This window comes from Mannheimia sp. ZY171111, from assembly GCF_017750945.1.
GTDB lineage: Bacteria > Pseudomonadota > Gammaproteobacteria > Enterobacterales > Pasteurellaceae > Mannheimia > Mannheimia pernigra.
In genome coordinates this window covers 1,121,181-1,147,866 of the sequence record NZ_CP046532.1, presented here as the reverse complement: position 1 = coordinate 1,147,866, position 26,686 = coordinate 1,121,181, and the positions used below count along the sequence as shown (strand labels likewise).

The 26,686-nt window shown below is 39.2% G+C and carries 23 protein-coding genes; 8 read left to right on the top strand and 15 right to left on the bottom strand.

Translation table 11 applies throughout. The features are described from left to right. The first annotated feature begins 15 nt into the window (after positions 1–15). Together fmt and modF are read left to right on the top strand one after the other, a co-directional pair. On the top strand, positions 16–966 hold the full coding sequence (gene fmt, locus GM698_RS05490) for a methionyl-tRNA formyltransferase (RefSeq protein WP_176807758.1): 951 nt from the start codon (positions 16–18) through the stop codon (positions 964–966). Positions 967–984: 18 nt separating this feature from the next. Next, positions 985–2,460: a molybdate ABC transporter ATP-binding protein ModF gene (gene modF, locus GM698_RS05485; RefSeq protein WP_209289069.1), complete on the top strand. Its 1,476-nt coding sequence runs from the start codon at positions 985–987 to the stop codon at positions 2,458–2,460. Positions 2,461–2,526: 66 nt separating this feature from the next. Here the strand turns inward: modF and lipA are convergent, their stop codons facing one another. The 14 genes from lipA to GM698_RS05415 all read right to left on the bottom strand — a co-directional run bounded on the left by lipA (position 2,527) and on the right by GM698_RS05415 (position 16,982). Further along, positions 2,527–3,522, bottom strand: a complete 996-nt coding sequence (lipA, locus tag GM698_RS05480; protein WP_209289068.1) for a lipoyl synthase — start codon at positions 3,520–3,522, stop codon at positions 2,527–2,529. 14 nt (positions 3,523–3,536) lie between these two features. Further along, complete coding sequence (gene lipB, locus GM698_RS05475; RefSeq protein WP_209289067.1) at positions 3,537–4,190, bottom strand: lipoyl(octanoyl) transferase LipB; 654 nt, start codon at positions 4,188–4,190, stop codon at positions 3,537–3,539. A gap of 65 nt (positions 4,191–4,255) precedes the next feature. Then, positions 4,256–4,555 (bottom strand): DUF493 family protein YbeD, encoded by a 300-nt coding sequence (ybeD, locus tag GM698_RS05470; protein WP_209289066.1) that lies wholly within the window; start codon positions 4,553–4,555, stop codon positions 4,256–4,258. 110 nt (positions 4,556–4,665) lie between these two features. After that, entirely contained in the window at positions 4,666–5,844 is a 1,179-nt protein-coding gene (locus GM698_RS05465) for a serine hydrolase (RefSeq protein ID WP_176807762.1), read from the bottom strand. 25 nt (positions 5,845–5,869) lie between these two features. After that, a complete protein-coding gene (locus tag GM698_RS05460; RefSeq protein ID WP_209289065.1) occupies positions 5,870–6,448 on the bottom strand; it encodes a septal ring lytic transglycosylase RlpA family protein in 579 nt (192 codons plus the stop codon). A 106-nt stretch (positions 6,449–6,554) separates the two neighbouring features. Next, complete coding sequence (gene rodA, locus GM698_RS05455; protein ID WP_176807764.1) at positions 6,555–7,682, bottom strand: rod shape-determining protein RodA; 1,128 nt, start codon at positions 7,680–7,682, stop codon at positions 6,555–6,557. After that, entirely contained in the window at positions 7,675–9,618 is a 1,944-nt protein-coding gene (gene mrdA, locus GM698_RS05450; RefSeq protein WP_159628766.1) for a penicillin-binding protein 2, read from the bottom strand. Before mrdA ends, rodA begins: the two co-directional genes overlap by 8 nt. A 13-nt stretch (positions 9,619–9,631) precedes the next feature. Continuing rightward, positions 9,632–10,099 (bottom strand): 23S rRNA (pseudouridine(1915)-N(3))-methyltransferase RlmH, encoded by a 468-nt coding sequence (gene rlmH / locus GM698_RS05445; RefSeq protein ID WP_159628767.1) that lies wholly within the window; start codon positions 10,097–10,099, stop codon positions 9,632–9,634. Positions 10,100–10,190: 91 nt separating this feature from the next. Beyond that, entirely contained in the window at positions 10,191–10,505 is a 315-nt protein-coding gene (gene rsfS, locus GM698_RS05440; RefSeq protein ID WP_371739877.1) for a ribosome silencing factor, read from the bottom strand. 283 nt (positions 10,506–10,788) lie between these two features. Further along, entirely contained in the window at positions 10,789–11,973 is a 1,185-nt protein-coding gene (gene uxuA / locus GM698_RS05435; RefSeq protein ID WP_209289064.1) for a mannonate dehydratase, read from the bottom strand. 24 nt (positions 11,974–11,997) lie between these two features. After that, positions 11,998–12,747 (bottom strand): FCD domain-containing protein, encoded by a 750-nt coding sequence (locus GM698_RS05430; RefSeq protein WP_176812041.1) that lies wholly within the window; start codon positions 12,745–12,747, stop codon positions 11,998–12,000. A gap of 29 nt (positions 12,748–12,776) precedes the next feature. Beyond that, entirely contained in the window at positions 12,777–15,155 is a 2,379-nt protein-coding gene (locus tag GM698_RS05425) for a TIM-barrel domain-containing protein (RefSeq protein ID WP_176812042.1), read from the bottom strand. 16 nt (positions 15,156–15,171) lie between these two features. After that, the gene (locus GM698_RS05420; protein WP_176809473.1) at positions 15,172–16,473 is read right to left on the bottom strand and encodes a TRAP transporter large permease; all 1,302 of its coding nucleotides are present in this window, start codon (positions 16,471–16,473) and stop codon (positions 15,172–15,174) included. A gap of 17 nt (positions 16,474–16,490) precedes the next feature. After that, positions 16,491–16,982: a TRAP transporter small permease gene (locus GM698_RS05415; protein WP_176809472.1), complete on the bottom strand. Its 492-nt coding sequence runs from the start codon at positions 16,980–16,982 to the stop codon at positions 16,491–16,493. A 234-nt stretch (positions 16,983–17,216) separates the two neighbouring features. Here GM698_RS05415 and GM698_RS05410 point away from each other — a divergent pair, with 234 nt between their 5' ends. The 6 genes from GM698_RS05410 to GM698_RS05385 all read left to right on the top strand — a co-directional run bounded on the left by GM698_RS05410 (position 17,217) and on the right by GM698_RS05385 (position 23,802). Next, the gene (locus tag GM698_RS05410) at positions 17,217–18,215 is read left to right on the top strand and encodes a TRAP transporter substrate-binding protein (protein ID WP_176809471.1); all 999 of its coding nucleotides are present in this window, start codon (positions 17,217–17,219) and stop codon (positions 18,213–18,215) included. Between the two features lie 77 nt (positions 18,216–18,292). Further along, on the top strand, positions 18,293–19,138 hold the full coding sequence (locus GM698_RS05405; RefSeq protein WP_025247015.1) for an SDR family oxidoreductase: 846 nt from the start codon (positions 18,293–18,295) through the stop codon (positions 19,136–19,138). Positions 19,139–19,153: 15 nt separating this feature from the next. Further along, on the top strand, positions 19,154–20,557 hold the full coding sequence (gene uxaC, locus GM698_RS05400) for a glucuronate isomerase (RefSeq protein WP_209289063.1): 1,404 nt from the start codon (positions 19,154–19,156) through the stop codon (positions 20,555–20,557). 9 nt (positions 20,558–20,566) lie between these two features. Beyond that, complete coding sequence (locus GM698_RS05395) at positions 20,567–21,508, top strand: sugar kinase (protein ID WP_209289062.1); 942 nt, start codon at positions 20,567–20,569, stop codon at positions 21,506–21,508. A gap of 69 nt (positions 21,509–21,577) precedes the next feature. Next, entirely contained in the window at positions 21,578–22,216 is a 639-nt protein-coding gene (locus GM698_RS05390; RefSeq protein ID WP_176809468.1) for a bifunctional 4-hydroxy-2-oxoglutarate aldolase/2-dehydro-3-deoxy-phosphogluconate aldolase, read from the top strand. Positions 22,217–22,350: 134 nt separating this feature from the next. Further along, a complete protein-coding gene (locus tag GM698_RS05385) occupies positions 22,351–23,802 on the top strand; it encodes a surface lipoprotein assembly modifier (protein ID WP_209289061.1) in 1,452 nt (483 codons plus the stop codon). A gap of 33 nt (positions 23,803–23,835) precedes the next feature. On the opposite strand, the gene mutS is transcribed toward GM698_RS05385, so the two are convergent. Continuing rightward, the gene (gene mutS / locus GM698_RS05380) at positions 23,836–26,511 is read right to left on the bottom strand and encodes a DNA mismatch repair protein MutS (protein ID WP_209289060.1); all 2,676 of its coding nucleotides are present in this window, start codon (positions 26,509–26,511) and stop codon (positions 23,836–23,838) included. Between the last annotated feature and the right edge of the window lie 175 nt (positions 26,512–26,686).

Below are 26,686 nucleotides of genomic sequence, written 5' to 3'. Positions count from 1 at the left end.
TAAACAAATAACACTATGTCAAAACTCAATATTATTTTTGCTGGTACACCCGATTTTGCGGCTCAACATTTACACGCTTTATTGGATTGCGAACACAATGTGATTGCAGTTTACACCCAACCCGATAAACCCGCTGGACGTGGTAAAAAATTGCAAGCAAGCCCTGTAAAACAACTGGCGGAAGCTCACAATATTCCTGTTTATCAACCAAAATCTCTGCGTACCCCTGAAGCACAGGCAGAACTTAAAGCCTTAAATGCTGATGTAATGGTAGTGGTTGCTTATGGCTTGATCTTACCTGAAGCGATCCTGAATGCACCTAAATATGGCTGCTTAAATGTTCACGGCTCACTACTACCACGCTGGCGTGGGGCTGCTCCGATTCAACGTGCCATTTGGGCTGGTGATAATGAAACGGGTATAACCATTATGCAGATGGATGTAGGCCTAGACACGGGTGATATGCTACACAAAGTCACCACGCCAATTGAGGCAAATGAAACCTCCGCCTCACTTTACACCAAACTGGCAGAACTTGCTCCATCTGCGTTAGTGGAAGTATTAAATAGCTTAGAGAGTCAAACGTTCCAGGCAGAAAAACAAGATGAAAGCCAATCTAACTATGCGGAAAAATTATCTAAAGAAGAAGCAAAATTAGATTGGACGTTATCTGCTACACAGCTAGAACGAAACATTCGTGCCTTTAATCCGTGGCCGATGAGTTTTTTAACCCTAGACGTTAATGGCGTTGAACAAAGCATTAAAGTACATCAAGCAGCCGTACTACCCCATCAAAATAAAACCGCTGGCACAATCTTGAATGTAGATAAAACAGGAATTCAAATTGCCACTCAAAAAGGCGTGTTAAATATTACCCAACTGCAACCAGCTGGAAAGAAACCGATATCGGTGCAAGATTTCTTAAATGGTCGAGCAGATTGGTTTAAAGTAGGCAAACAACTTTAATTTCAGAGAAAAATAACAATGCACTCACCCCATTTAACCATTAAAGATGCTCAGTTTTCGCTTGCTAAACATCAAAAACTAACGATTGATGAACTCACTATTCAGCCAAATACATTTTGGGTGATAGTGGGCGGAAACGGCTCGGGCAAAACGGCTTTTTCACTTGCTCTGCAACGTAAGCTCTCTCTTTATGCAGGGAAATATGACAACAGCTTCCGAAATATTCAACTGCTTTCGTTTGAACAGCAGCAAAAAATGATTGAGCAAATTTTAAAAGATCGTAACAACGATACTATCTCCCCCGATGATTTCGGTTTAACCGCACGCCAAGTAATTTTAAACGGCAGCAACAAAACCGCCTTATGTGAGGAATACGCAGAAAAATTGCATATTCAGCATTTGTTGGAACAGCCTTTTATTCATCTTTCCACTGGGGAAAGCCGCAAAGTGTTGTTCTGTCAAATGTTAGTAAACGAGCCAGATTTACTCATTTTAGACGAACCCTTTGAAGGCTTAGATCAACAATCAGTTCAATATTGGACGCAATTAGTTTCTGAACTTCAAACTAAAATGGCATTAGTGCTCATTGTGAATCGTTTCAATGATATACCCGATGCCGCTGATCATATTGCGGTATTGGATAACTTATCGCTCATTTTGCAAGGAAAGCGAGCAGAAATAGAACAACAAGCGGTCTATTCTCAGCTAAAATTTGCAGAAGATAATGTCAATGTCCCCCTGCCCGAAAGTGCCTCTCTGCTTGTTGCACTGCCCGAAAACATCAATCCATTTGAGCTGGAAAATGTGAATATCCAATATGGCGAGAAGAAAATTCTTGATAACCTGACTTGGACGGTTCAACCTAAACAACATTGGTGGATTAAAGGTCCAAATGGGGCAGGGAAATCGACCTTGCTTTCCATTATCACAGGCGATCACCCACAATCTTATGCAAACAAAGTACGATTATTTGGCCGCCAACGTGGTAGTGGCGAAACCATCTGGGATATTAAGAAAAACATCGGTTATGTAAGCAGCCAATTACATATGGATTATCGAGTAAACTGCTCGGCAATTGATGTCATTCTCTCTGGCTTTTTTGACAGTATTGGCGTTTATCAACAAGTACCAAATGCCCAGCAATTAAAAGCAGTGGAATGGTTAGAACGATTAAACCTAGCCGCATTTGCCAAAAAACCATTTCGCTCACTTTCTTGGGGGCAACAACGCTTACTGCTAATCACAAGGGCAATGGTAAAACACCCACCTATATTAATTTTAGATGAACCATTACAAGGCTTAGACGGCGTAAATCGTAAATTAGTCAAACACTTTATCGAACAATTGGTTACCAATAGCCAAACTCAGTTACTCTTTGTTTCTCACCAAGACAGCGACGCACCAAATTGCATTACGCATTTGTTTGAATTTGTGCCGAAAGGGAAAACGAACGAATTTGGGTATGAGTATCAGCAAACAGAGCTAAAAGTATAAATGAATGTTCTTCTCTTGCTCTTTGGCTAGAAAAAATAAGGGCGAATATCCTTCGCCCTTATCGTTTTATTTAACCAACTCCCCTTTCGCTTGTAGATCAGCGTGGTAGGAAGAGCGAACAAATGGTCCACAAGCTGCGTGCTCAAAGCCCATTTTTTCTGCCTCCTCACGGAACATATCAAACTCCGCCGGTGGCACATAACGTTCCACTTTTAAGTGGTGGCGGCTTGGTTGTAAATACTGCCCGATGGTAAGCATTGTTACACCGTGATCGCGCAAGTCTTGCATTACGTCAAGAATTTCTTCATTGGTTTCGCCAAGTCCTACCATTAAGCCTGATTTAGTTGGAATATCTGGGAACTCTTGCTTGAAGATTTTAAGCAACTCTAACGACCATTTATAATCCGCACCCGGGCGAACTTCACGATATAAGCGTGGCACATTTTCCAAGTTGTGGTTGAACACATCAGGTGGATTTTGTTTCAGAATTTCGACCGCTTGTTCAACACGACCACGGAAGTCTGGTACTAAAATTTCCACTTTGCAGTTTGGATTTAACGCTTTGATTTCACGCACCGTTGCCGAAAAATGAGCTGCACCACGATCAGGCAAATCATCACGATCGACAGAGGTAATAACTACATATTTGAGTTTCATATCCTGCACTGTTTCTGCCACTTTGCGTGGTTCATCAGGATCGAGCGGTAGCGGTTTACCGTGTGCCACATCACAAAATGGGCAACGGCGGGTGCAAATTGCGCCCATAATCATAAAAGTTGCCGTACCGTGGTTAAAACATTCGTGCAAGTTCGGGCAAGAGGCTTCTTCACAAACAGAATGTAAGCCATGGCGACGCATCCCATTTTTAATGCTATCAATTTTTGCTGAATTTGCTGGCAGTTTAATTTTCATCCATTCTGGTTTTTTCAGTAATTCTTGGTCTGGATCAATATTTCTGACTTGAATAACGGAGGTTTTAGCGGCATCACGATATTTCACCCCTTTTTCCATTTTAAAAGGGCTCATTTTTTTTGCCGTAACTTGAGCTGTAGCCGTAACCATTAAAATTTTATATCCTAGTTGTTAATAAATTGTATGTCATTATAGCCCAAAATTGCACTGAAATGCTCGACTAATTTGGGAGAGACCGCTTCACAAGTTAAACCATTTTGATTGATTAACTCGCTTAACTGGCACATTTCAAGCCCTGCATAACCACACGGATTGATGTAGCCAAATGGCGTTAAATCCATATTAATATTCAACGCTAAACCGTGGAAAGAGCAGCCTTTGCGAATGCGTAAACCAAGTGAGCAAATTTTCTTCTCATTTACATAAACCCCTGGTGCATCCGCCTTGGGGTAGCCCTCAATACCATAATCCGCCAATGTGTTCACCACGCATTGCTCCAAGGCGGTGACTAATTCTCGTACCGACACTTCTTTGCCTTGAGCTTTGAGGCGTTTGATGTCGATCAGCACATACATAATCTGCTGACCTTCACCATGATAAGTAATTTGTCCGCCACGGTCGCTTTGTACCACGGGGATATGATTCGGATTGAGCAGATGCTCAGGTTTGCCGGCAGAACCTTGCGTAAACACCGCAGAATGCTGAACTAGCCATAGTTCATCATCTGTCTTCTCATCACGCATATCCGTGAAAGCTTGCATTTGATGCCAAACTTCTTCGTAGGGCTGAATGCCAAGTTGGCGAATAATCAATTTCATTTCTGTTTTCCAACACACATTCACTGATTGAAAAATTCAGGGCGAATAAAATTCGCCCTTACTGCTTAAAGAACCATTCTCACGCCGTTAATTTTGGCAAGTTCTGTGTAGAGTGTTTCAACTTGTTCGATATTCTCAGCCAAAATATCGATGGAAACGGAATTATAAGTGCCTTTTGAGCTTTTTTGCTCACGAGGATTGTAGTCGCCTTTGGCATATTTTTGCGTAACCTCAACCACATCATCAACTAAATCTGCACGGTTTGCACCTACCACTTTGAAGGTAAGGCTGCATGGAAATGCTAATAAATCTTTTAATTTAGCTTGTGGTAAATCTTGTAAATTAATTGCTTTTGATTGAGACATTTTTAATCCTTATTTTAAACGGTAAGCGGTGAAATTTTGCAAATTTTTTGCAAAATCACACCGCTTGATCAACTCCACCTTAAATGGGGATAAAATTCTAGATGACAAGATTAGTCAAAAAGGCTCTTAACGGTTAAGGCAATCCAATCCCATGCTTTACCTAAAATGCCCGCTTCTGGTACATCTTGTAGAACTTGTAAGTTAGTACTCGCCACATCTTTGCCATCTAACTGGTAAATCATTTTACCCACGACTTGTCCTTTTACTAAAGGGGCTTCTAGATTTTTCTTCTCTAACTCATAGCGAGCTTTTAAGTCTGCGGCTCTGCCTTTTGGAATTGTCACAAAACTATCTTGCAGAGCACCTAATTGTACTTTGTTCACTTCGCCATAATAAACACTTTGCTCCGCCACAGATTGTGCCGCAGGCAGTGATTTAATCGTTTCAAAGTTTGCAAAGCCCCATTGGAGTAATTTTTTACTTTCAACTTCACGTCCTTTGTACGTTGGAACACCCATTACCACCGAAATCAAACGAGTATTTGGATTCACCGCAGAGGCGACTAAGTTATAACCGGCTTTATCTGTATGACCTGTTTTTAAGCCATCGACTTGCAAGGTTTTATCCCACAATAAACCGTTGCGATTAAGTTGTGGCTTTTTAATATTGTACTGGAACTCTTTTTCTGCATAAATTTTATATTCTTCAGGGTGATCTTGAATAATCTGAGCACCAATAATCGCCATATCACGCGCTGAAGAATATTGCTCAGCATCATCTAAACCGTGAACGGTAGTAAAGTGGGTGTTCTTCAAACCAAATTGCTGTGCATATTTATTCATTTCATTAATGAAAGCAGCCTGCGAACCTGAAACGTGTTCCGCTAGGGCAACAGAGGCATCATTACCAGATACAATAATCAGCCCCTTCATTAGATTTGCAACAGATACTTTACTGTTTAAATCTAAAAACATAAGTGAAGAACCAGGGAATTTCTGTGCCCAAGCATTTTCACTTACAGTAACCATATCACTACTACTTACCCTGCCTGCTTTTAGTGCTTCACCCACTACGTAGCTTGTCATCATTTTTGTTAATGATGCAGGGTATTGGCGTTGGTCTGGGTTCAAACTCGCTAATACTTCTCTGGAATTATAATCCATCAAAATATAAGTTTGTGCATTAATTTGTGGGGCTGGCAAATTAAAATCGGTATTTAAATCAGCATAGGCAATACTTGATACTGTAAGTGCTACAACGCTGATTGCTTTCACTAATATTTTTTTCATAAATTTATTTCAGTTCCTCTTAATATTAATTCATTACATAATACGCATTAGCTGAGCGAGTATTTTTATGTAAAATCGCAATTTTTACTTTTGCTATACCTGAACGGTGCATACCAATTTTTTTCGCTGCTGCAGAAGATAAATCCACTACTCTAGTATGAGCGTAAGGACCTCTGTCATTTACTCGCACCACAACAGAACGCCCATTGCGTAAATTGGTTACTTCAACCAACGTGCCAAATGGCAACGTTTTGTGTGCAGCAGTCATTTTCGCATTACTAAAAGTTTCACCACTTGCTGTGCGACGACCATTAAATTTATTAGCATAATAGCTCGCTACCCCCGTTTGAAAATGTTTACGGATAAGCTGTTTATGCTGTTTTTTTGACGATTTTTTGTTAATCATCGCCGTCTTTTTTTTCACGGTTTTAACCGTTACTTTTTTGGCAACTTTTGCCTTCTTTTTTGTTGATTTAGACGCTATTTGCTTTTTTATTGAAATACTTGAATTAGCTTTTGAATGCTTTGTTGCAGCCCAAGAATTTAATGAACCAAATGCCATAAATCCAGCTAACAACAGGGTTACAATTTTACCTAATCTCATATAAGTTTTTTCCTCTATGTGGATGTCGCTATTGTTTGTAACAATGATAGTTTTACTGCTTTTTGATACCGCAAAAAAGCAAAAGTTCAGAACGTTGATACCCGATTTATTTCAGTTTATCGTAAGGATTGTTACTACCAATACGCTTACGATGTACATAAGTGGACATTATCAAACCAAACGCAGCCATAAGAGTAACATAAGAGGTTCCCCCATAGCTAAACAGTGGCAATGGTATCCCAACTACAGGTAAAATACCACTTACCATACCAATATTTACAAAAACGTAAACAAAGAACAATAATGCCGTACCACCCGATAATATACGCCCAAAGGCAGAATCCGATTTAGAGCCAATGACTAAACCTCGGGCGATAATAAACAAATAGATAGCCAGCAAAACTGAAACGCCTATCATACCATGTTCTTCACTTAAAACAGCAAAAATAAAATCCGTATGTGGCTCAGGCAAAAACTCCAGTTGTGATTGAGTACCCTCCATCCAACCTTTTCCATTAATTCCTCCAGAACCTATCGCAATTTTAGATTGGATAATATGATAACCTGCACCAAGAGGATCTTTATCTGGATCAATTAACGTCATTACCCGTGTTTTTTGATAATCGTGCATTAAAAAACACCACATAACCGGAATAAAACCCGCTAAACATACCACACCGGTTCCAATTAGTTTCCAGCTAAGCCCTGCTAAAAAGAGCACAAAAATCCCTGCAGAACACACTAAAATCGATGTACCTAAGTCGGGCTGAATCGCAACCAATAAGGTTGGCAAAACAATCAAGGCTAGTGCGATAAAAGTATCTTTAAAACTTGGAGGGAGCGGTCGCTTACCCAAATAAGTTGCCACCATCAACGGCACAGCAAGTTTCGCAATTTCAGAGGGTTGAAAACGGACAAACCCTAAATTCAACCAACGCTGGGCACCTTTACTGGTTTCCCCAATTAAATCCACTAAAATCAATAATATTAAGCAAAACACATACACATACGGCGATATTTTCTGATAAAAATGAGGCGGAATCATCGCCATAATAAACATCAAACCAAGACCAAGTGAGACCTGTACCACTCGATTGGTAAACATTCGCTCATTCGCACCGCTTGCACTATAAAGTACTAATAAACCATATCCGGTAATCGCTAGCAAACCGATTAATAGAAGGAGATCGAGCGAAAATAGCTTCCAAAAAATTTTCTTAAACCTACTATTCATAATTCCCCTCTATTACAAGCGGTCGATTTTGTTCAGCATTTTGCAAATCTGAGTGTTCAATCTTTTTCAACACATAATCCATAATTTGACGAGCCACTGGTGCGGCGGCACTTCCACCTCCGCCTGCATTTTCTAGAATCAACGCAACGACGATTGTCGGCTTTTCATAAGGAGCATAACCGATATACCACGCGTGGTCGTGCAACTCTTTTTTTATCGCATTCTTATCGTAGTTTTTACCGTGTAAATTAAAAACCTGCGCCGTTCCTGTTTTTCCTGCTGAATGATATAACGCTCCAGCAAATACTTTACGAGCAGTACCGTTTGAAGCGTGGTTTACATTATACATACCGAGTTTTGCTAAATGCCAAAACGATTCTGGCACGCCTTTAATATCTTCATAAAGAAGCGGATCTTGATATGGCGTGACTGAATTACTACTTTGCACTTCAAGCATTAAATGCGGTGTATTCACTCGTCCGTTATTAATTAAAATAGCCGCTGCCTTTGCTAACTGAAGCGGTGTAGAAATCCAATAACCTTGCCCGATGCCAACTGGAATTGTATCTCCTTGCACCCATTGTTTTTTATAGCGTTTTTGCTTCCATTCACGGGTTGGCATTACCCCTGCGGACTCCTCAAAAATATCAATACCTGTTTTCACACCAAAACCAAATTTTTTCATCCAATCCGACATTTTATCAATCCCCATTTTATAGGCTAATTGATAGAAAAAAGTATCTGAGGATTCAGTAATCGCCTTATTCACATTAGTCGCACCGTGCCCACTTCGCTTCCAGTCACGATAGCGTTGCGTTGTGCCTGGCAAAATCCAATAACCTGGATCAGAAATAGTGGTATTGGGCGTAACTATCCCCTCATCTAAACCCGCTACAGCCATAAACGGCTTGATAGTAGAGGCGGGGGGATAAGCGCCTTGAGTAGCACGACTGTAAAGTGGGCGTTCAGGATCATCAAGCAACGCTTTATAATCCTTACCTGAAATGCCGCCTACAAACAGATTATTATCATAGCTTGGGTTAGAGACCATCGCTAAAATACTACTATCACGAGGATCAAGCACCACGACCGCCCCTTTATAATTTGAAATTAACGACATTACATATTGTTGCAATTCCACATCAATACTTAAGCGAATGCTACTACCTGCTACACCAGCCTGATCTCGCAACTTGCGAATAACCTTGCCACGATTATTAATTTCTACTTCCTCAAAGCCTGTCACGCCATGTAATTGGTCTTCATAGTATTTCTCGATACCCAATTTTCCCATATCGTGAGAACCAGCATAATTACCGAACTTCCCCTCTTCCTGCAGCTTTTTTTTATCCCTTTCGTTAATTTTCGCAACATAACCGATAATATGGGTTAATAATTCACCATAAGGATAATTACGTTTGTAATATGCCTGCACATCCAAACTTGGAAAACGATGCTGGTTCACCGCAAAACGTGCCATTTGAGTTTCATTTAAGTTGCCCTTAAGCATAATCGGCGTATAGCGAGAAGTCCGTTTTTTCTCTTTATTATAGTTCTCAATATCTTCATCTGTTAGCCCAACAACTTCTCTTAACTCCTCTAATGTTTGTTTAATATTCTCCGTTTTTTCTGGCACAATAAACAACCCAAAATAAGTTAAGTTCTCTGCTAACACTTTACCATTACGATCGTAAATTAACCCTCGAGCAGGTGGAACAGGCAACAATTTAATACGATTACCATTTGAGCGAGTCTGGTAGTCATCATAATTAACCACTTGTAAATGATACAAATTAGCTAACAATACCCCCGTTAAGGCAAGCACCCCCACAAATGCAATAAAGGAACGGCGAGCATACAAATTACTTTCCGCCTGCCCGTCTCGCACCTTTTCTCGCTGATTTGATGAAATGAATTTTGCTAATTTACCAAACATATAAATTTAATCACTATTCTCGATGATAAGGGTGATTAATAGTGACTGACCACGCACGATATAAACTCTCCGCAACCACCACACGCACCAATGGATGCGGTAATGTTAAAGGCGATAACGACCAACTTTGCTCTGCAGCCGCCTTACATTCAGGCGACAACCCTTCAGGTCCACCAATTAACAAAGCAATATCTCGCCCGTCATTTTTCCAACCATCTAACTGAGAGGCTAACTGCTCTGTCGTCCACGTCTTACCTGGAATATCAAGCGTAACGATTTTTGCCTTACCCGCAGCCGCTAACATCGCCCTCCCCTCAAGCTCTAGAATGCGTTTAGTATCGGCATTCTTACCTCGTTTTCCGGCTGGAATTTCTATCAACTCAAACGGCATCTCTTTCGGGAAGCGACGTTGATATTCTTCAAACCCCATTGTCACCCAAACTGGCATTTTTGTGCCAACTGCAATTAATTGAATTTTCATTTTCTTGATACTCACAAGCGGTTGAATTTACAGAATAATTTGCAAAAAATCTTACAAAAATAACCGCTTGCAATCCTACTCAAAACACAATTTACGCCCAAAGTTTCTCTAATTGATACATCTCACGGCTATCTTCTTGCAACAAGTGAACAATCGCCTGCCCGAAATCTACCACAATCCAATCTGCAACCGCTTTACCCTCATCACCAAAAACCTCAATTCCCGCTTGCTTTGCTTCACTCACCAAACGATCCGCCGTTGAAGCCACATGGCGACTTGATGTCCCAGTTGCTAAAATCATCGTATCCGTAATGCTTGATTTACCTTTCACATCAATGGCTAAAATATCCTTCGCCTTTAAATCATCTAACGTTTTTGTTAAAAATTCGACTAAATTTTGTTCCACTCTATTTTTCTCTCTCATCATAAAAACGTGGGATTTTAACATAAATTGGGCAGCTATAAGACAACAAGCGGCTATTTTTGCAAAAAATCTTACAAAAATAGCCGCTTGCATATATCACCAACTCTTCAAACTTACTATGCCTAAAAAAGCTCAATTATCCTGTTGAAAAATTTTTAATATTGCGGTGAAAATTACTAGAGTAGTGGCAATGTCTCTAACATATTCTCATGAAAACAAAAAAAACGGTTCTCCTATTTAAAGAGAACCGTTCAGTTAAAACAATTTAGTCATTAAAATAGACCCTTTTTAATGCAAATTCTAAACCTCGAATTTCCGCCAAACCTCTCAAACGGCCAATTGCAGAATACCCTGGATTGGTTTTTTTCTTGAGATCATCCAACATTTGATGACCATGATCAGGACGCATTGGAATTAAACGGTTATCTCCCTTTGCTTTACGACGACTTTCTTCTGTTAAAATTGCCTTTACTACACCAAACATATCTACATCGCCCGCCAGATGATCCGCTTCGTGGAAGCTTTGTATATTCTTTTCACGTTGAGTCGCTCGTAAATGCACGAAATAAATACGATCCGCAAACTTTTCTACCATTTTAACCAAATCATTATCGGCTAACACACCATACGAGCCAGTACAGAAAGTAAAGCCGTTCGCAGTAAGCGATTGAGTTTCAACAAACCATTGCATATCCTCAATAGTAGAGACAATACGCGGCAACCCTAAAATTGGGCGAGGAGGATCATCTGGATGAATTGCCATACGGATCCCTACTTCCTGAGCAACAGGCACAATTTCATTTAAGAAATAAGCTAAATGGGCACGGAATTTCTCAGCCGAAATATTTTTATAGCGATCAAGCTGAGCTTGGAACTCTTCTAAGGTATAGCCTTCTTCAGAGCCTGGTAATCCAGCAATAATATTCTTAGTTAATTTTGCTATATCCGCTTCGCTCATTTTTTCAAAATAAGTCTTGGCTTCTACTCTCTCTGCTTCTGAATAGGTTTCTTCCGCCCCTGGGCGTTTTAAAATATAGAGTTCAAATGCCGCAAAAGCAACTTGATCAAAACGCAGAGCTTTTGAGCCGTCTGGCATTTCATATTCAAGGTCGGTTCGGGTCCAATCTAAAACCGGCATAAAATTATAACAAACGGTATCAATACCACATTCCGCCAAATTACGTAATGTTTGCTTATAGTTATCAATCCATTGTTGAAAATTATCAGTTTGGGTTTTAATTTCTTCGTGAACTGGCACGCTCTCAACAACAGACCAAACCAGCCCTTTTTCTTCTAATTGAGCTTTACGTTTATTAATTTCCTCAATAGACCACACCTGCCCATTGGGAATATGGTGCAATGCAGTTACAATACCTGTTGCCCCTGCTTGTCTTATATCGTCTAAAGAGACTGGATCGTTTGGTCCATACCAACGCCATGCTTGTTCCATAGTAAACTCCTGGTTATAGTTATATTAAAAATTAACAGCTAACGGACTAACATTAAACAAGTAACCATCAAAGTTTGGATCGTCTAAATCCGATAACTCAAATAGTTTTTGTTTTACATTTTCTAAATGTTGCCACATCATTTTTCTCGCCATCACAGGATCTTTTCTCTGTATAGCTGCAATAATATTTTCGTGATCTTTCAACCATAAATAGCGGTAACTTTGATCAGGAATATGAGCGTGTAATCCTTTCCACATAGGGCTATTTGTCCTATACTCCCAAAGATCTTTCTGCATACGAATAATCACCTCATTTTGCGTAATTTCTGCAATCGTTTTGTGAAAATCTTCATCTGCAACATAGTCTTCATCACCATGCTCTAGGTTTTTACGTTCACGCTCTAAGATGTCTTTGAGTTGTAAAACATCTGCTCTGGTTGCTTGAATTGCTGCAAATTCAGCAATACTGCTTTCCAATAATTGCCTTGCTTGTAACAATTCAAATGGTCCAACATCGGGTAAATCATCCGTTTCTTCAACATTTACCTTTGGTAAATTGATCACATAAACACCCGAACCTTTACGAACTTCTACTAAATTTTCAAGCTCAAGCATAATAAGCGCCTCACGAATCACTGTGCGACTTACATTGAAGTAGTTTGATAAATCACGTTCTGCTGGTAATTTGTCGCCTACTTTATAAGCTCCACTCAGTAATTCTGCTTTTAGCTCTTGCCCTATTTTTTTATAAGAACGTAAATCTTCAGGTGCCATAATGTTTCTAATAATGCCTCTAATCTAAATTAAATTTCTGAAATGGATAACTTATAGCCATTTTCAACAGGTTTGCCATTTACAATTAATTGACGTTTCTCAGGGTGAGGCAATCTAAAGACAAGTTCTTTATATTGTGGCTCATATTCACCTGTTTTAGTTAAATTGACTTCAACTGCTGTATTTGAGCAATTTAACTCAATGTCTAAGGTTAAATGTGTACCATTTAAATAATCAAAACTTGCTCCATCATCATCAAAAATAGATGATATTGCTTTACCTTGATCAATAAACGGCATAATTAATAATTCACGGTAATTATCTATCAATGTGTTAGAGCGTCCTTTTGAACCAAGAGGAATAATAGAACCAGCTCTTAGGAATAATGGAATACGCTCTATAGGTGCATCAACCGTAATTGTTTCTCCACCATAATACCATTGATGTGTATAAAAATCATACCAACCTGTATAATTACAAGGTAAGTAAACATCTCGTTTACGTTGCCCTTCTTCTACTATTGATGCAATCAACAAATCCTTACCAAACAGATAATCATCGTTTTCAGCAAATGTCTTTGTATCGTGCTCATGATCTAAGAATGTCGGACGTAACATTGGCTCTGCTTGTGTATGTGCTTGCCATAGTAAATTATAGATATATGGCATTAAGCGGTAACGTAACTGAATTGCATCACGGATAATATTAGTTACTTCAGGATACATCCAAGGCTCATTAACTGTTTTATCATCATTCCAAGAATGGATAGTAAAACGAGGGTGCATTACCCCATTTTGAACCCAACGCACAAACAGCTCTGGCTCTGGCTTATTACCAGAGAAACCACCAACATCGTGCCCAACATTATATAGAGCAGATAAGCTCATACCTAAGCCCATTTTGATATTATATTTCAATGTATGCCAACTAGTACGGTTATCACCAGACCAAGTTTGGACATAACGGTTCATACCTGATGAACCAGAACGAGAGATCAAATAAGGTCGAAGATTCGGCGCAAACTCTTTTTGAGCCTCAAAGGACGATTTCATCATCAACAATGGCTGAAGTGGTCGAATAAGTTTAATCGGTAGCCCCTTACCAAAGAAATGGCACTTAGCATAATCGTCCCAAACTTCATACTCATTATTGTCATTCCAAGTTGAACCAATCCCCATTTCCATTAATAGGGTTTTCACATTAGATTTCCACCAATCTACTGTTGCCGGATTGGTAAAATCTAAGTGTGATCCCTCATCGTCCCAAAACATTGAACGCTCTGGATTATCTGACTCTGAATCCTTAATGAATAATCCTTTTTCTGCAATCTCATTATAGCGAGGGTGATCTTGCAATAAACAAGGCTTAATATTTGCGGCCAAATTCATTCCTGCATCCAAAAAGTATTTACTCATTAATTTCGGTTGTGGAACTTTGTCATAATTCCAGTTAAACACATAGCGTTTACCGCTAATCGAAGTATAGCCTGATGATAATTGGAATGAATCACACGGGATATTATGCTCACGACATAAATCAACAAATTTTTTCAGCTGTTCTTGAGCATCAGGTGCATCGGTATAACTCATTGTTGAGCCACTATAGCCTAGGCTCCAACGAGGTCCAAAAATAGTACCACCTGTTAATTGAGTATATTTCTTGGTTACATCTAAAATTTGCGGACCTAAAATCATATAGTAATCTAGATCACCATCTTCGGCTTTGTAATTGCGATAATAAGCGTGGTAGTTATCAATTTCACTACCTAACACAAACCAACAAGGAGCTAAGTTGTCGTAATAAATACCGTAGCTTGCTTCTTCAGCGTGAGTAATATAAAACGGAATATGTTTATAAAGTGGATCCATATGCTCCGCGTTATAGCCCATAGCATCAATATTACGCATCTCAAAACGACGACCGTGTCGGTTTAAATTCCCTGTTTTTTCTCCCAAACCATAATATTGCTCATTCATGCTACGATTTAGATAGTGAGTAACGTTAGTATTAGAAATACCGAATAGATAAGCCCCTGTTTTACGATCTGATGCAAAGGTTTTCCACTCTCCATCAACTTTACGCTGCCATTCCAAATAAAGTGGCTGATGTACAATGACTTTTAAACAAGCGGTCGAAATTTCTAAAGAATTTGCAGATTCATTCACCTCATAATCAGGTAATGAAAAACCTTCTACAGACCACTTATCTCTACCTTCCCATTGCACATCATCTGTATTAGGACTAACCGCCCAAGTTGCAGGAACCCTAAATTCATTGTTACGGGTAAAGGCTATACGGAAAATATCTTTTTCTAATACAAAAATATGCAATCCAATATCACGTTCACATTGGATATCAATGCGATTATTTTCGTGCTTGCTAAACTGCCAATTTTTTAATGTTTTCATATTGACTATTCCTGGATTAATAACCTAATAGCAATTGTGGTAAGGCAAGGCTTAATGAAGGCACATAAGTTACTAATAACAATGCTAAGATTAAGACTGCATAGAAAGGTAGTAATGGTTTGATCACCTGATTGATTCTCACACCACCAACAGAACAACCAATGAACAAGGCACTACCTACTGGAGGCGTACAAATACCAATTGATAAGTTAAATGCCATTAAGATACCGAAATGTACAGGATCCATACCTAAATCGGTAACAATAGGGAAGAAAATTGGTGTAAAGATAAGTAATGCTGGTGTCATATCCATAAATACACCTACAATCAATAAGATAATATTGATGATTAAGAGAATCACGATTGGATTATCTGATATTGCCAATAAACCATCGCTAATAGTATAAGGAATATCTGCATTTGCCATTACCCAAGACATTCCCATTGATGTGCCGATTAAAAGCAATACAATTGCAGTAGTAACTACGGATTCTAAAATGACTTTTGGTAATTCTTTAATTGATACCTCACGATAAATCAATACCGCTAGAATAAGGGTGTAAACAACAGCAAAAGCTGATGCTTCAGTTGCTGTGAAAATACCACCGATTATCCCTCCCATAATAACAACAATTAAACCAAGGCTTGGTAACGCATCTAAGGTTTTCTTAAACACCTCAGATTTAGTTGGTTTCAGTGAAACTGGGTAATTACGTTTTTTAGCAATATAACCAATAATCAACATAATCGATAATCCCATTAAAATACCAGGAATATAGCCAGCTAAAAATAATGCACCGATTGATGTGCCACCAGTTACCAATGAATAAACGATAAAAGTATTACTTGGTGGAATTAATAACCCTGTTGGACAAGAAGCAATGTTTACTGCTGCTGAAAATGCAGGATCATAACCTTCTTTCTTTTGTAATGGAGACATAATTCCCCCCATTGCTGCACCAGATGCAACTGCAGAACCTGAAATTGAACCAAACATCATATTAGCTAACACGTTTACGTGAGCCAAAGAACCTGGCAAGCGCCCACCTATTACTTTTGCAAATTCAATTAAACGTAAAGCAATACCACCTCTATTCATAATATTACCTGCAAGGATAAAAAATGGGATTGCAAGCAATGAAAAACTATCTAAGCCAGAAGCCATTTTCTGTGTAATTACAGTAATTGCTGCATCAAAAGGTACAGACATCATTACAGTAATTAGAGATGCTAAGCCGATAGAGAATGAAATTGGTACACCAATACAAAGGAAGAGAAAGAATGTAGAACAAAGTACAAGAACAACTGACCATTCCATAATATGTTCTCCTTATATTAATTTAATGAGGATACTGGTTTAGCTAACGTAAATAAATCACGAATCACATAAACCAACATAAAGAAACCACTTAATGGAATGGCACTATAAACCAACCCCATTTCTATACCTAATACAGGGGAAATTTGCCCCGCATTTATTGTAGAGACCACTAATTTAATGCCTCCATAACACATAACTAGCACTATGAAACACAAGCTAATTAAGTTCACCACAAAATTTAGGCGTCTTAATTTATCTGGCGAAGATTCTAATCTTGTTGCTAATAAATCAATAGCTAAATGTTTTTTCTGACCAAACGCATAAGCTGCTCCAATTAAACCAACCCAAATAAATGAAAAACGGGCCAGTTCATCGGTATAGACACTCGGGTCCTGTAATACAAATCGTGAAAACACTTGCCAAACAACACAAATAACAAGAAGAATACTGATGATGACACATAAGGCAGATAATGCTTTATCAATCTTAGATACAAAATTATCCATACAACCCTCTTTAACAAGTAATGACTCAATAAACAAAATTGGTAAACCAATTCTGCTCAATATAGTTATTTTTTGCAATAAAAAATTATTAATTTTGTGATCTGGATCACCAATTTAGAAATTTTGGTTTGATATGTAAAAAATAGCTTTGTATGATAGATTAACAATTCAACTAATGGATACATTAACGAATTGTAGATTTTGAAATTTTAACTTTATCTAGGAGAACTCAATATGTTCACTAAAAAAACACTTCTTTCAACTTCATTAGCAACTGTTTTATCACTAGGTTTAGCATTTTCTGCGTCAGCAAAAACAACATTAAAACTAAATCACAATAATGATAAAACTCACCCAGTTCATATTTCTATGCAAAAAATGGCAGATGAAGTCAAAGAATTAACGAATGGAGAAATTGTAATTCGTATCTATCCAAATAGCCAGCTAGGAACACAACGTGAATCTATCGAATTACTGCAAGCAGGCTCACTAGATATGGCGAAATCAAATGCAAGTGAAATGGAATCATTTGAGCCATCTTATGGTGCATTTAATATTCCGTACTTATTTCATAACGTAGATCACTACTACGCAGCATTAAAAGATTCCGAAGTAGGTCAAAAAATCTTAGAAGCTTCTAAAGGTAAAGGTTTCCTAGGTTTAACTTATTATGATGGTGGTGCTCGTAGTTTCTATGCAAATAAAGAAATCAGAACGCCAGCTGATTTGAAAGGCTTAAAAGTTCGTGTTCAACCAAGCCCAAGTGCTGTAAAAATGATGGAGCTTCTTGGCGGTTCAGCAACACCTTTAGCATATGGTGAACTTTATACAGCCTTACAGCAAAAAGTAGTCGATGCTGCAGAAAATAACGAAACAGCACTAACACTTGCTCGCCATGGTGAAGTGTCAAAAGTCTTTAGCCAAGATGAACACACTATGATTCCTGATGTTCTACTAATTAGTGAAAAAACTTGGGCTAAATTAACACCTGAACAACAAAAGGCAATAAAAACAGCAGCGGATAATTCAATGATGTCTCATAAAGATTTATGGACGAAAATGATTGAAGAAGAGAAGAAAAAAGCACAAGAACAAATGGGAGTTAAATTCATTACCGTTGAAAAACAACCATTTATTGATGCAACTAAACCAATGAAAGATGAAGTAAAAGCAGATCCTGTAATTGGCAGCTTAGTAGAAAAAATTGATGCCCTAGCACCAACAGCTAAATAGTTAAAACACACAAAAATCTATTGCCACCTAAGGTAGCAATAGATTTTTATAAGAATATAAATAAAGAGGATAAATTAATGAATATTGCACAAAACCACAATTTAAAAAATAAAGTCGTCGTCGTAACAGGTGCTGGTGGCGTTTTATGTGCATTCTTAGCCAAAGAATTAGCAAAAACCAAAGCAAAGATTGCTTTACTTGATTTAAATTTAGAAGCTGCACAAAAAATAGCTGATGAAATATCTTCCGAAGGTGGAGTTGCTAAAGCGTATCAAACTAACGTTCTAGAATTAGATAATATTAAAGCCGTACGCGACCAAATTACTGCTGATTTAGGAACTTGTGATATTTTAATCAACGGAGCAGGTGGTAATAATCCGAAAGCAACTACCGATAATGAATTTCACGAGGTAGATTTGCCAGAAAATACTAAATCTTTCTTTGAATTGGATAAAGGTGGTATTGAGTTTGTCTTCAACTTAAACTACTTAGGTACATTGTTACCAACCCAAGTCTTCGCAAAAGATATGATTGGTAAAGAGGGCGCAAATATCGTCAATATTTCGAGTATGAATGCTTTCACGCCATTAACCAAAATTCCAGCTTACTCTGGAGCCAAAGCTGCTATCAGCAACTTTACTCAATGGCTTGCCGTTTACTTCTCAAAAGTGGGGATTCGTTGTAATGCAATTGCACCAGGTTTCTTAGTCAGTAACCAAAATCGTGGACTGCTCTTTGATAGCGAAGGTAACCCAACTGCTCGAGCGAATAAAATCTTAACGAATACGCCAATGGGACGTTTTGGTGAACCAGAAGAATTATTAGGTGCATTACTGTTCTTAGTTGATAGCCAATATTCCAGCTTTGTAAATGGTGTTATTATTCCAGTAGATGGTGGTTTTTCTGCTTATAGCGGTGTATAGCCTAACGAGGTTTATATGAAACAATTTTTATATGAAGATTTTTTACTCTCAACGCCAACCGCTAGAAAGCTCTATCACGACTATGCTAAAGATCAGCCCATCTTTGACTATCACTGCCACTTAAATCCAAAGGAAATCGCAGAAAATCGTCAATTTAATGATTTAGCCGAAATTTGGTTAGAAGGTGATCACTATAAATGGCGGGCAATGCGTTCAGCAGGCGTTGAAGAGCGTTTAATCACTGGTGATGCAGATAAATACAGTAAATACTTAGCATTTTCGGAAACTGTACCAAAATGTATTGGTAACCCAATTTACCATTGGACACATTTAGAATTACGCCGTCCATTTGGCATTACGAACACGCTTTTCTCGCCTGAAACAGCAGAAAAAATTTGGCATCAAGGCAAAGAATTACTGCAACAGCCTGAATTTTCAGCTCGTGGCATTATGCAGCAGATGAATGTGAAATTAGTAGGTACAACTGATGATCCTATTGATTCACTAGAACATCACAAAGCGATTGCCCAAGACAACACGTTTGATATTGAAGTAGTGCCAAGTTTCCGACCAGACCGTGCATTCAAAATTGAGTTACCGTTATTCAATGATTACATTGAACAGTTAGGTAAAGTGACCGATATTGAGATCAATACCTTTGATAAATTAAAACAAGCCTTACTAAAACGCATTGAGCATTTTGATCAACAGGGTTGTAAATCTGCTGATCATGGTATTGAAATCGTCCGTTTTACACCTATTCCTGATGAAAAAACTCTCGATCAGATTTTGCAAAAAAGATTACAAAATCAACCGCTTGCAGAAGAGGAAATCGCTCAATTTAGTACCGCTTTATTAGTTTGGTTAGGTACAGAATATCATAAACGAAATTGGGTAATGCAAATGCATATTGGGGCAATCCGTAACAATAATACGAGAATGTTCAAATTATTGGGTGCAGATTCAGGATTTGATTCGATTGGCGATCGTCCATTTGCTGAAGCACTTTCTTGCTTATTGGACAATATGGATCAAACCGACCAACTACCAAAAACCATTTTGTACTGCTTAAACCCTCGTGATAACGAAATGTTAGGCAGTATGATCGGCAATTTCCAAACAGGTGGCATTGCAGGCAAAATCCAATTCGGTTCAGGTTGGTGGTTTAATGACCAAAAAGATGGAATGGAACGCCAATTACAGCAGCTTTCACAATTAGGTTTACTCAGCCAATTTGTTGGAATGCTAACCGATTCCCGCAGCTTCCTATCCTATACCCGCCACGAATATTTCCGCAGAATCCTATGTGAAATGATTGGCGGCTGGGTAGCACGAGGCGAAGCACCAAATGATCTGAAGTTACTTGGCACTATGGTAAAAGATATTTGCTACAGTAACGCAAAACGTTATTTCAAATAGGAGATAACAATGAAAAAACTCTCCATCATCGGGGAATGTATGATTGAGTTAAATGGCGAGCCGTTTGGGAATATGTATCAAACTTATGGCGGTGATTCGCTGAATACCGCCACTTATCTGACTCGGGTGACTCCGCCTGAGCAGATTGAAGTGCGTTATATTTCCGCTCTTGGCACAGATAAACTCAGTCAAGGTATGCTGGACGCTTGGCAGGCGGATAATATCAATACTGATTTTGTGTTGCGTGATGAACACCGCCAGCCTGGACTTTATCTCATTCAGTTGGATAAACAAGGGGAACGGACGTTTCTCTATTGGCGAAATCAGTCCGCTGCTCGTTATCTGTTGCAACACTCTGATTACCCGAAAGCCCTGAATGCAATAGCAGAAACCGATATGGTCTATCTTAGCGGTATTTCATTGGCTATTCTGTCTGAGAATGACCGTTTTAAGCTTATTGAGCAACTGCATGCACTGAAAACACAAGGCGTGAAAATCGCTTTTGATAGTAACTACCGCCCAAAACTGTGGAAAAGTACCGAAACAGCTCAACGGTATTATGCTAAGTTGCTCGATTTAGTGGATTTAGCTCTCGTTACATTTGATGATGAACACCTACTTTGGGGTGATACAAACGAGCAAGACACACTTACCCGCCTTGCGCAATATGGTATTGAAACCATCGTAGTCAAACAAGGCTCTCGGGGGGCAACTGTTCAAACTCACAATGAGCAAATTTTTGTGCCAACTATTCCCATTGAGAATGTGGTTGACACTACCTCCGCAGGCGATTCTTTCAATGCAGGTTTCCTTAACGGCTATTTGCTCAGCAAAGATTTAGTCACTTGCTGCCAACAAGGCAACTCCCTTGCAAGCATTGTGATTCAGCACAAAGGGGCAATTATTGATAAATCAGCCACCGCCCATCTAAAACAGCAGTTTGCACAGTAATACAAGCGGTTGTTATTGTAAAAAATTTGACAAAAATGACCGCTTGCATACAACATAAAGAGGTTAGAAATGCGTTATACCACCGAACAAATCGTAGAAAAATTAAGAGAACTCAAAGTTGTCCCTGTCATCGCACTAGACAACGCGGAAGATATTTTACCGCTTGCGAAGACCTTATCCAATAATGGCTTACCTGTGGTGGAAATTACTTTCCGCTCGGCTGCGGCTGAAGAGGCAATTAAGTTAGTCAAAGCAAACTATCCAGAAGTATTAATAGCAGCAGGAACAGTACTCACCAAAGAGCAAGTCTTAACAGCTAAAAATGCTGGAGCAGATTGTATTGTTACACCAGGCTTTAACCCAAATATCGTGCAATATTGCCAAGATCTAAACTTACCAATTATCCCAGGCGTAAATAACCCAATGGCAATTGAAGCTGCACTTGAGCTTGGCATACAAGCGGTCAAATTTTTCCCTGCAGAAGCAAGTGGCGGAGCCAAAATGATTAAAGCATTATTAGGCCCTTACAGCAACTTACAAATGATGCCAACAGGTGGAATCAGCCTCGCTAATATCAAGGATTATCTTACTATCTCAAACGTCTTAGCTTGTGGAGGATCTTGGTTTGTAGAGCAATCACTAATTAAAGAACAAAAATGGGAAAAGATCAGTGAATTAGTGAGAGAAGTCGTTGAGATTGTTAATTAAGTGAAATTGCTCAAGTATAAAAAAGGGTCTTTTTTTATCTATTTACAAGAGAATACAAATTCGGCATACTCTATTTAATGCCAACTTTAACTATTAAGGGCTATTTTAAATAGCCTTTTCTTTTATAACTCTCTATGAAAAAAATCATTCCTATTTCGTTAATCTTAACTTCACATTTTGCTTTTACCGCCGCTGCCCCAATTCAAATTCAAGAGAAAATAGATAGCCAGCGAATGCAACAAAATCAACCGTTTGAAAGACCCGAGCATAAAGTATCGAAATCACAGCCCCAAATACAACATAGTGATAAAGCCATTTCTCTTTCAAAACAAGAGTTACTTAAACAACCTCATTTACTGAATTCGGCAATGCTCTCTACCTTGATCACAGGAAATGCGGAAGATGTGCTCTTTTTGCTGCCTATTTATCAAAAATTGTCTATTGCTGAGCAAAGTAGAGAAATAATGCAATGGGCAAAAGCCGTTGAGGCTAGAGCAAAGCAAAACTACGCTCAATCTATCAAGCTCTATCGAGAGTTGTTAGCCAATTATCCTGAAAATCAGCCAATCCGTATGCAGCTTGCGGTGACTCTTTTTGAGAATCGTGAAAATGAAGCAGCAGAAGCACAATTTCACAAATTACAAGCGGATAAATTACCGCCAGAAATTGCAAATATCATCCATCATTATTTAGCTGCAATCAATAAACAAGATAGGTGGATATTTCAAGGCGGTTTAACTTTTTTAAACGATCCGAATATTAATAATGCCCCTGCTTCAGGCACCGCTCATAATGGCTGGACCGCACCAAGAAAAGAATCCGCACAAGGCGTTGGACTTAACGTTAACGTGGAAAAGAAATGGTCTTGGGGAAATGGTATCTTCCACGAATTTCATCTAAATGGTAATGGAAAATATTATTGGAATAACAAAAAATATAATGAATATTCGCTAAGAGAAAGCTTTGGATTAGGCTATCAAAATGCAAAACAGAAAATCACTGTTTTACCATTCTTAGAGCAAATGTGGTATGCAGGTGGTTCAACTCAAAGTGAAAGCACTAAACGTTATTCCAATGCAAGAGGGGTAAATACCCGTTGGCAATATTGGATTACGCCACAATGGCAATCATCCATCACTTATGAGTATGCCGAGCAGCGTTACACACGCCGCAAGCACTTAGATGGGAATTATCATTTTATTTCCCCAAGCGTTTATTATTATCCAAGCAGCCAGCAATATTGGTTTGTTGGGGCAAACTTTAACCGCAATAGCACGAGAGATTTAGATGACAGCTTTATTCGCAAAGGAATATCTCTAGGTTGGGGGCAAGAGTGGAAGAATGGACTTTCTAGCCAATTAAGTGTCAGCTACGCCCGCAAGCAACATCGTGCTCCAATGCCAATTTTCCTAATTACTCAACGTAATAAAGAATACGGTGTGCAAGTAAGCCTTTGGCATAGAGCTTTACATTTTAAAGGGATTACACCTCGTTTAACCTGGCAATATAATAAATTAAAAAGTAATCACGCTTTTTATAACTATGATAAAAATCGTGTTTACATTGAATTTTCCCATACGTTCTAAGCAAAAACCGCCCTGTTTAAGGGGCGATTTTGCTTAATTATCTAATAACTTCTTCAATTGGTATAACGCATCTAACGCTTGTTTTGGCGTGAGTTCATCGGGTTGGATTGCTTTAAGGGCTTTTTCTAGATCGCTTTCTTCTGCAAGCGGTCGAATATTACTCGCTACGCTCGCGTCTTCGGAGCCGTTGGCAAAGCCAACGTTCAAACACAAGTGTTTGTCATCATTTTTTTGCAAATCATCGTAGAAGTCAGCTGCAAAAAGCAAATCCGCCTGTGGGTGTTCATTGGCTTGTTTGGTTTGGTGGGAGATTTCTTCTAAATGTGCCAAACGTTGTTTTGCCAATTGAATAACCTGCTTTGGCACACCTGCAAGTGCTGCTACCGCCAAGCCATAACTTTTACTTGCAGCCCCCTCTTGCACTGAGTGCATAAAGGCAATCGTATCGTTGTGTTCACGTGCATCTAAATGTACATTTGCTACACCTTTAAATTGATGTGGTAGCCCTGTTAACTCAAAATAGTGGGTAGCAAAGAGGGTTAAAGATTGTATTTTCTTCGCTAACCATTCCGCACACGCCCAAGCAAGCGATAAACCATCATAGGTGGACGTACCTCGCCCAATTTCATCAATCAATACAAGGCTTTTTTCTGTGGCTTGGTGTAAAATATTCGCCATTTCAGTCATCTCAACCATAAAGGTTGAACGTCCAGAAGCTAAATCATCACTAGCACCAATACGAGTGAAAATGCGATCAATCGGACCTATCTCCGCACTTTCTGCTGGCACAAAACTGCCGATATACGCCATTAGCGTAATCAATGCAATTTGTCGCATATAAGTGCTTTTCCCTCCCATATTCGGACCCGTTACAATCAATAAATGACGCTGGGCATTCAAAAATACTGGATTAGCAATAAATGGATCCGTTAAGACTTGCTCAACCACAGGGTGTCTTCCACCTTTGATATTAACCACTCTCGTTTGGCTAAATGTTGGACAAACATAATTTAAACTCTCCGCTCGTTCAGCCAAATTAGTCAGCACATCAAGCGTTGATAACGCCATTGCCGCCAGTTGTAACTCACCTAATCGTGGCATCAAAATATCGAACAATTCGTCATAAAGTTGTTTTTCTAATGCAAGCGATGCCCCTTTCGCCTTTAATACTTTATCTTCATAGGTCTTAAGTTCAGGAATAATATACCGCTCGGCATTTTTAAGCGTTTGGCGACGAACGTAGTGAATAGGAGCTTTGTGAGCCTGCCCTTGACTAATTTGAATATAGTAGCCGTGTACTGCATTAAAACCGATTTTAAGGGAATCAATACCTGTGCTTTCACGCTCACGAATTTCCAGATTCTCCAAATATTGCGTTGCTCCGTCTGAAAGCTCTCTCCATTCATCAAGCTCGGCATTGTAACCTTCGGCGATCACACCACCATCACGCATAAGCTGTGGCGGATTTTCAATAATCGCACGTTCAAGCAAATCGTGTAGCTCACTAAAATCCGCGACTTGAGATAACAACTTATCTAAACTAGCGGTCAGATTTTGCGAATTTTTTGCAATTTCAGGCAATTGTGCTAATGCGGTGCGTAAACGAGTAAGATCTCGAGGACGAGCCGATCGCAGTGCAACACGTGCTAAAATCCGCTCCATATCGCCTACTTGCTGCAGCAAAGGTTGCAGCTCGCTCACTCGATCATATTGAATAAACGCCGCGATGGTCTGCTGCCTTCCTTCCAGTTTGGCATAATCTCGAATCGGTTGATGAATCCAACGCTTGAGCAAACGGCTCCCCATCGGGGTAACACACTTATCCAACACCGCAGCTAACGTATTTTCTGTGCCACCTGCGAGATTTTGTGTTAGCTCTAAATTACGGCGAGTGGCTGCATCTAATAAGATGGTATCGCTATGTTGTGCCAATTTAATGGAATTAATATGAGGCAATGCGGTGCGTTGAGTTTCTTGGGCATAATGCAACACGCACCCAGCCGCACAAAGTGCTATCACGGCTTTTTCTACGCCAAATCCAGCGAGGCTTTGCGTACCAAATTGGCGGTTTAATAACTGAATAGCTGTGACCAATTCAAATTCCCAAACAGGGCGACGACGTAAACCTTTATAATTGTTTAAAATGCTCGCTGCCGAAAAATCTTCTGCATACAGAATTTCCGCTGGTTGCAAGCGTTGTAACTCCGCGGCCAACGCCTCTTTGCTCGGCAATTCGCTCATTAAAAACCGCCCAGAAGTCATATCTAAAGAAGCAATCGCAAAAGTGCCTTTTTCTTCATATACCGCTGCAACCAAGTTGTCTTGACGTTCAGGTAACAAGGCTTCGTCACTCACTGTTCCTGGCGTTACAATTCTAACGACTTTGCGTTCAACTGGTCCTTTTGAAGTGGTAGGGTCGCCCACTTGCTCGCAAATCGCTACACTCTCGCCTAATGCCACCAGCTTTGCTAAATACCCCTCCACCGCGTGATACGGCACACCCGCCATCGGAATCGGCTCGCCTGCCGACTGCCCACGCTTGGTCAATGAAATATCCAACAATGCAGCTGCTCTTTTTGCATCATCATAAAATAGCTCATAAAAATCGCCCATTCGATAGAATAATAAAATATCAGGATTTTGGGCTTTAAGTTGCAAATATTGCATCATCATTGGGGTATGCTGTGTGTTTTTTTCGTTTAAATTCATCTTGTTATATTAGTTAATATATTGATATTAAATGATTTTATCAAACATATAGGATCTATATCGTTTCTTAAGATTCCATAAAGTCTCATAAAAACCTATGCTTAAATATAGGTTTATTTGTAGGTTATCATAACTCGTAGTATAATATATGTACACAAATAAGCACTTTTCTTTC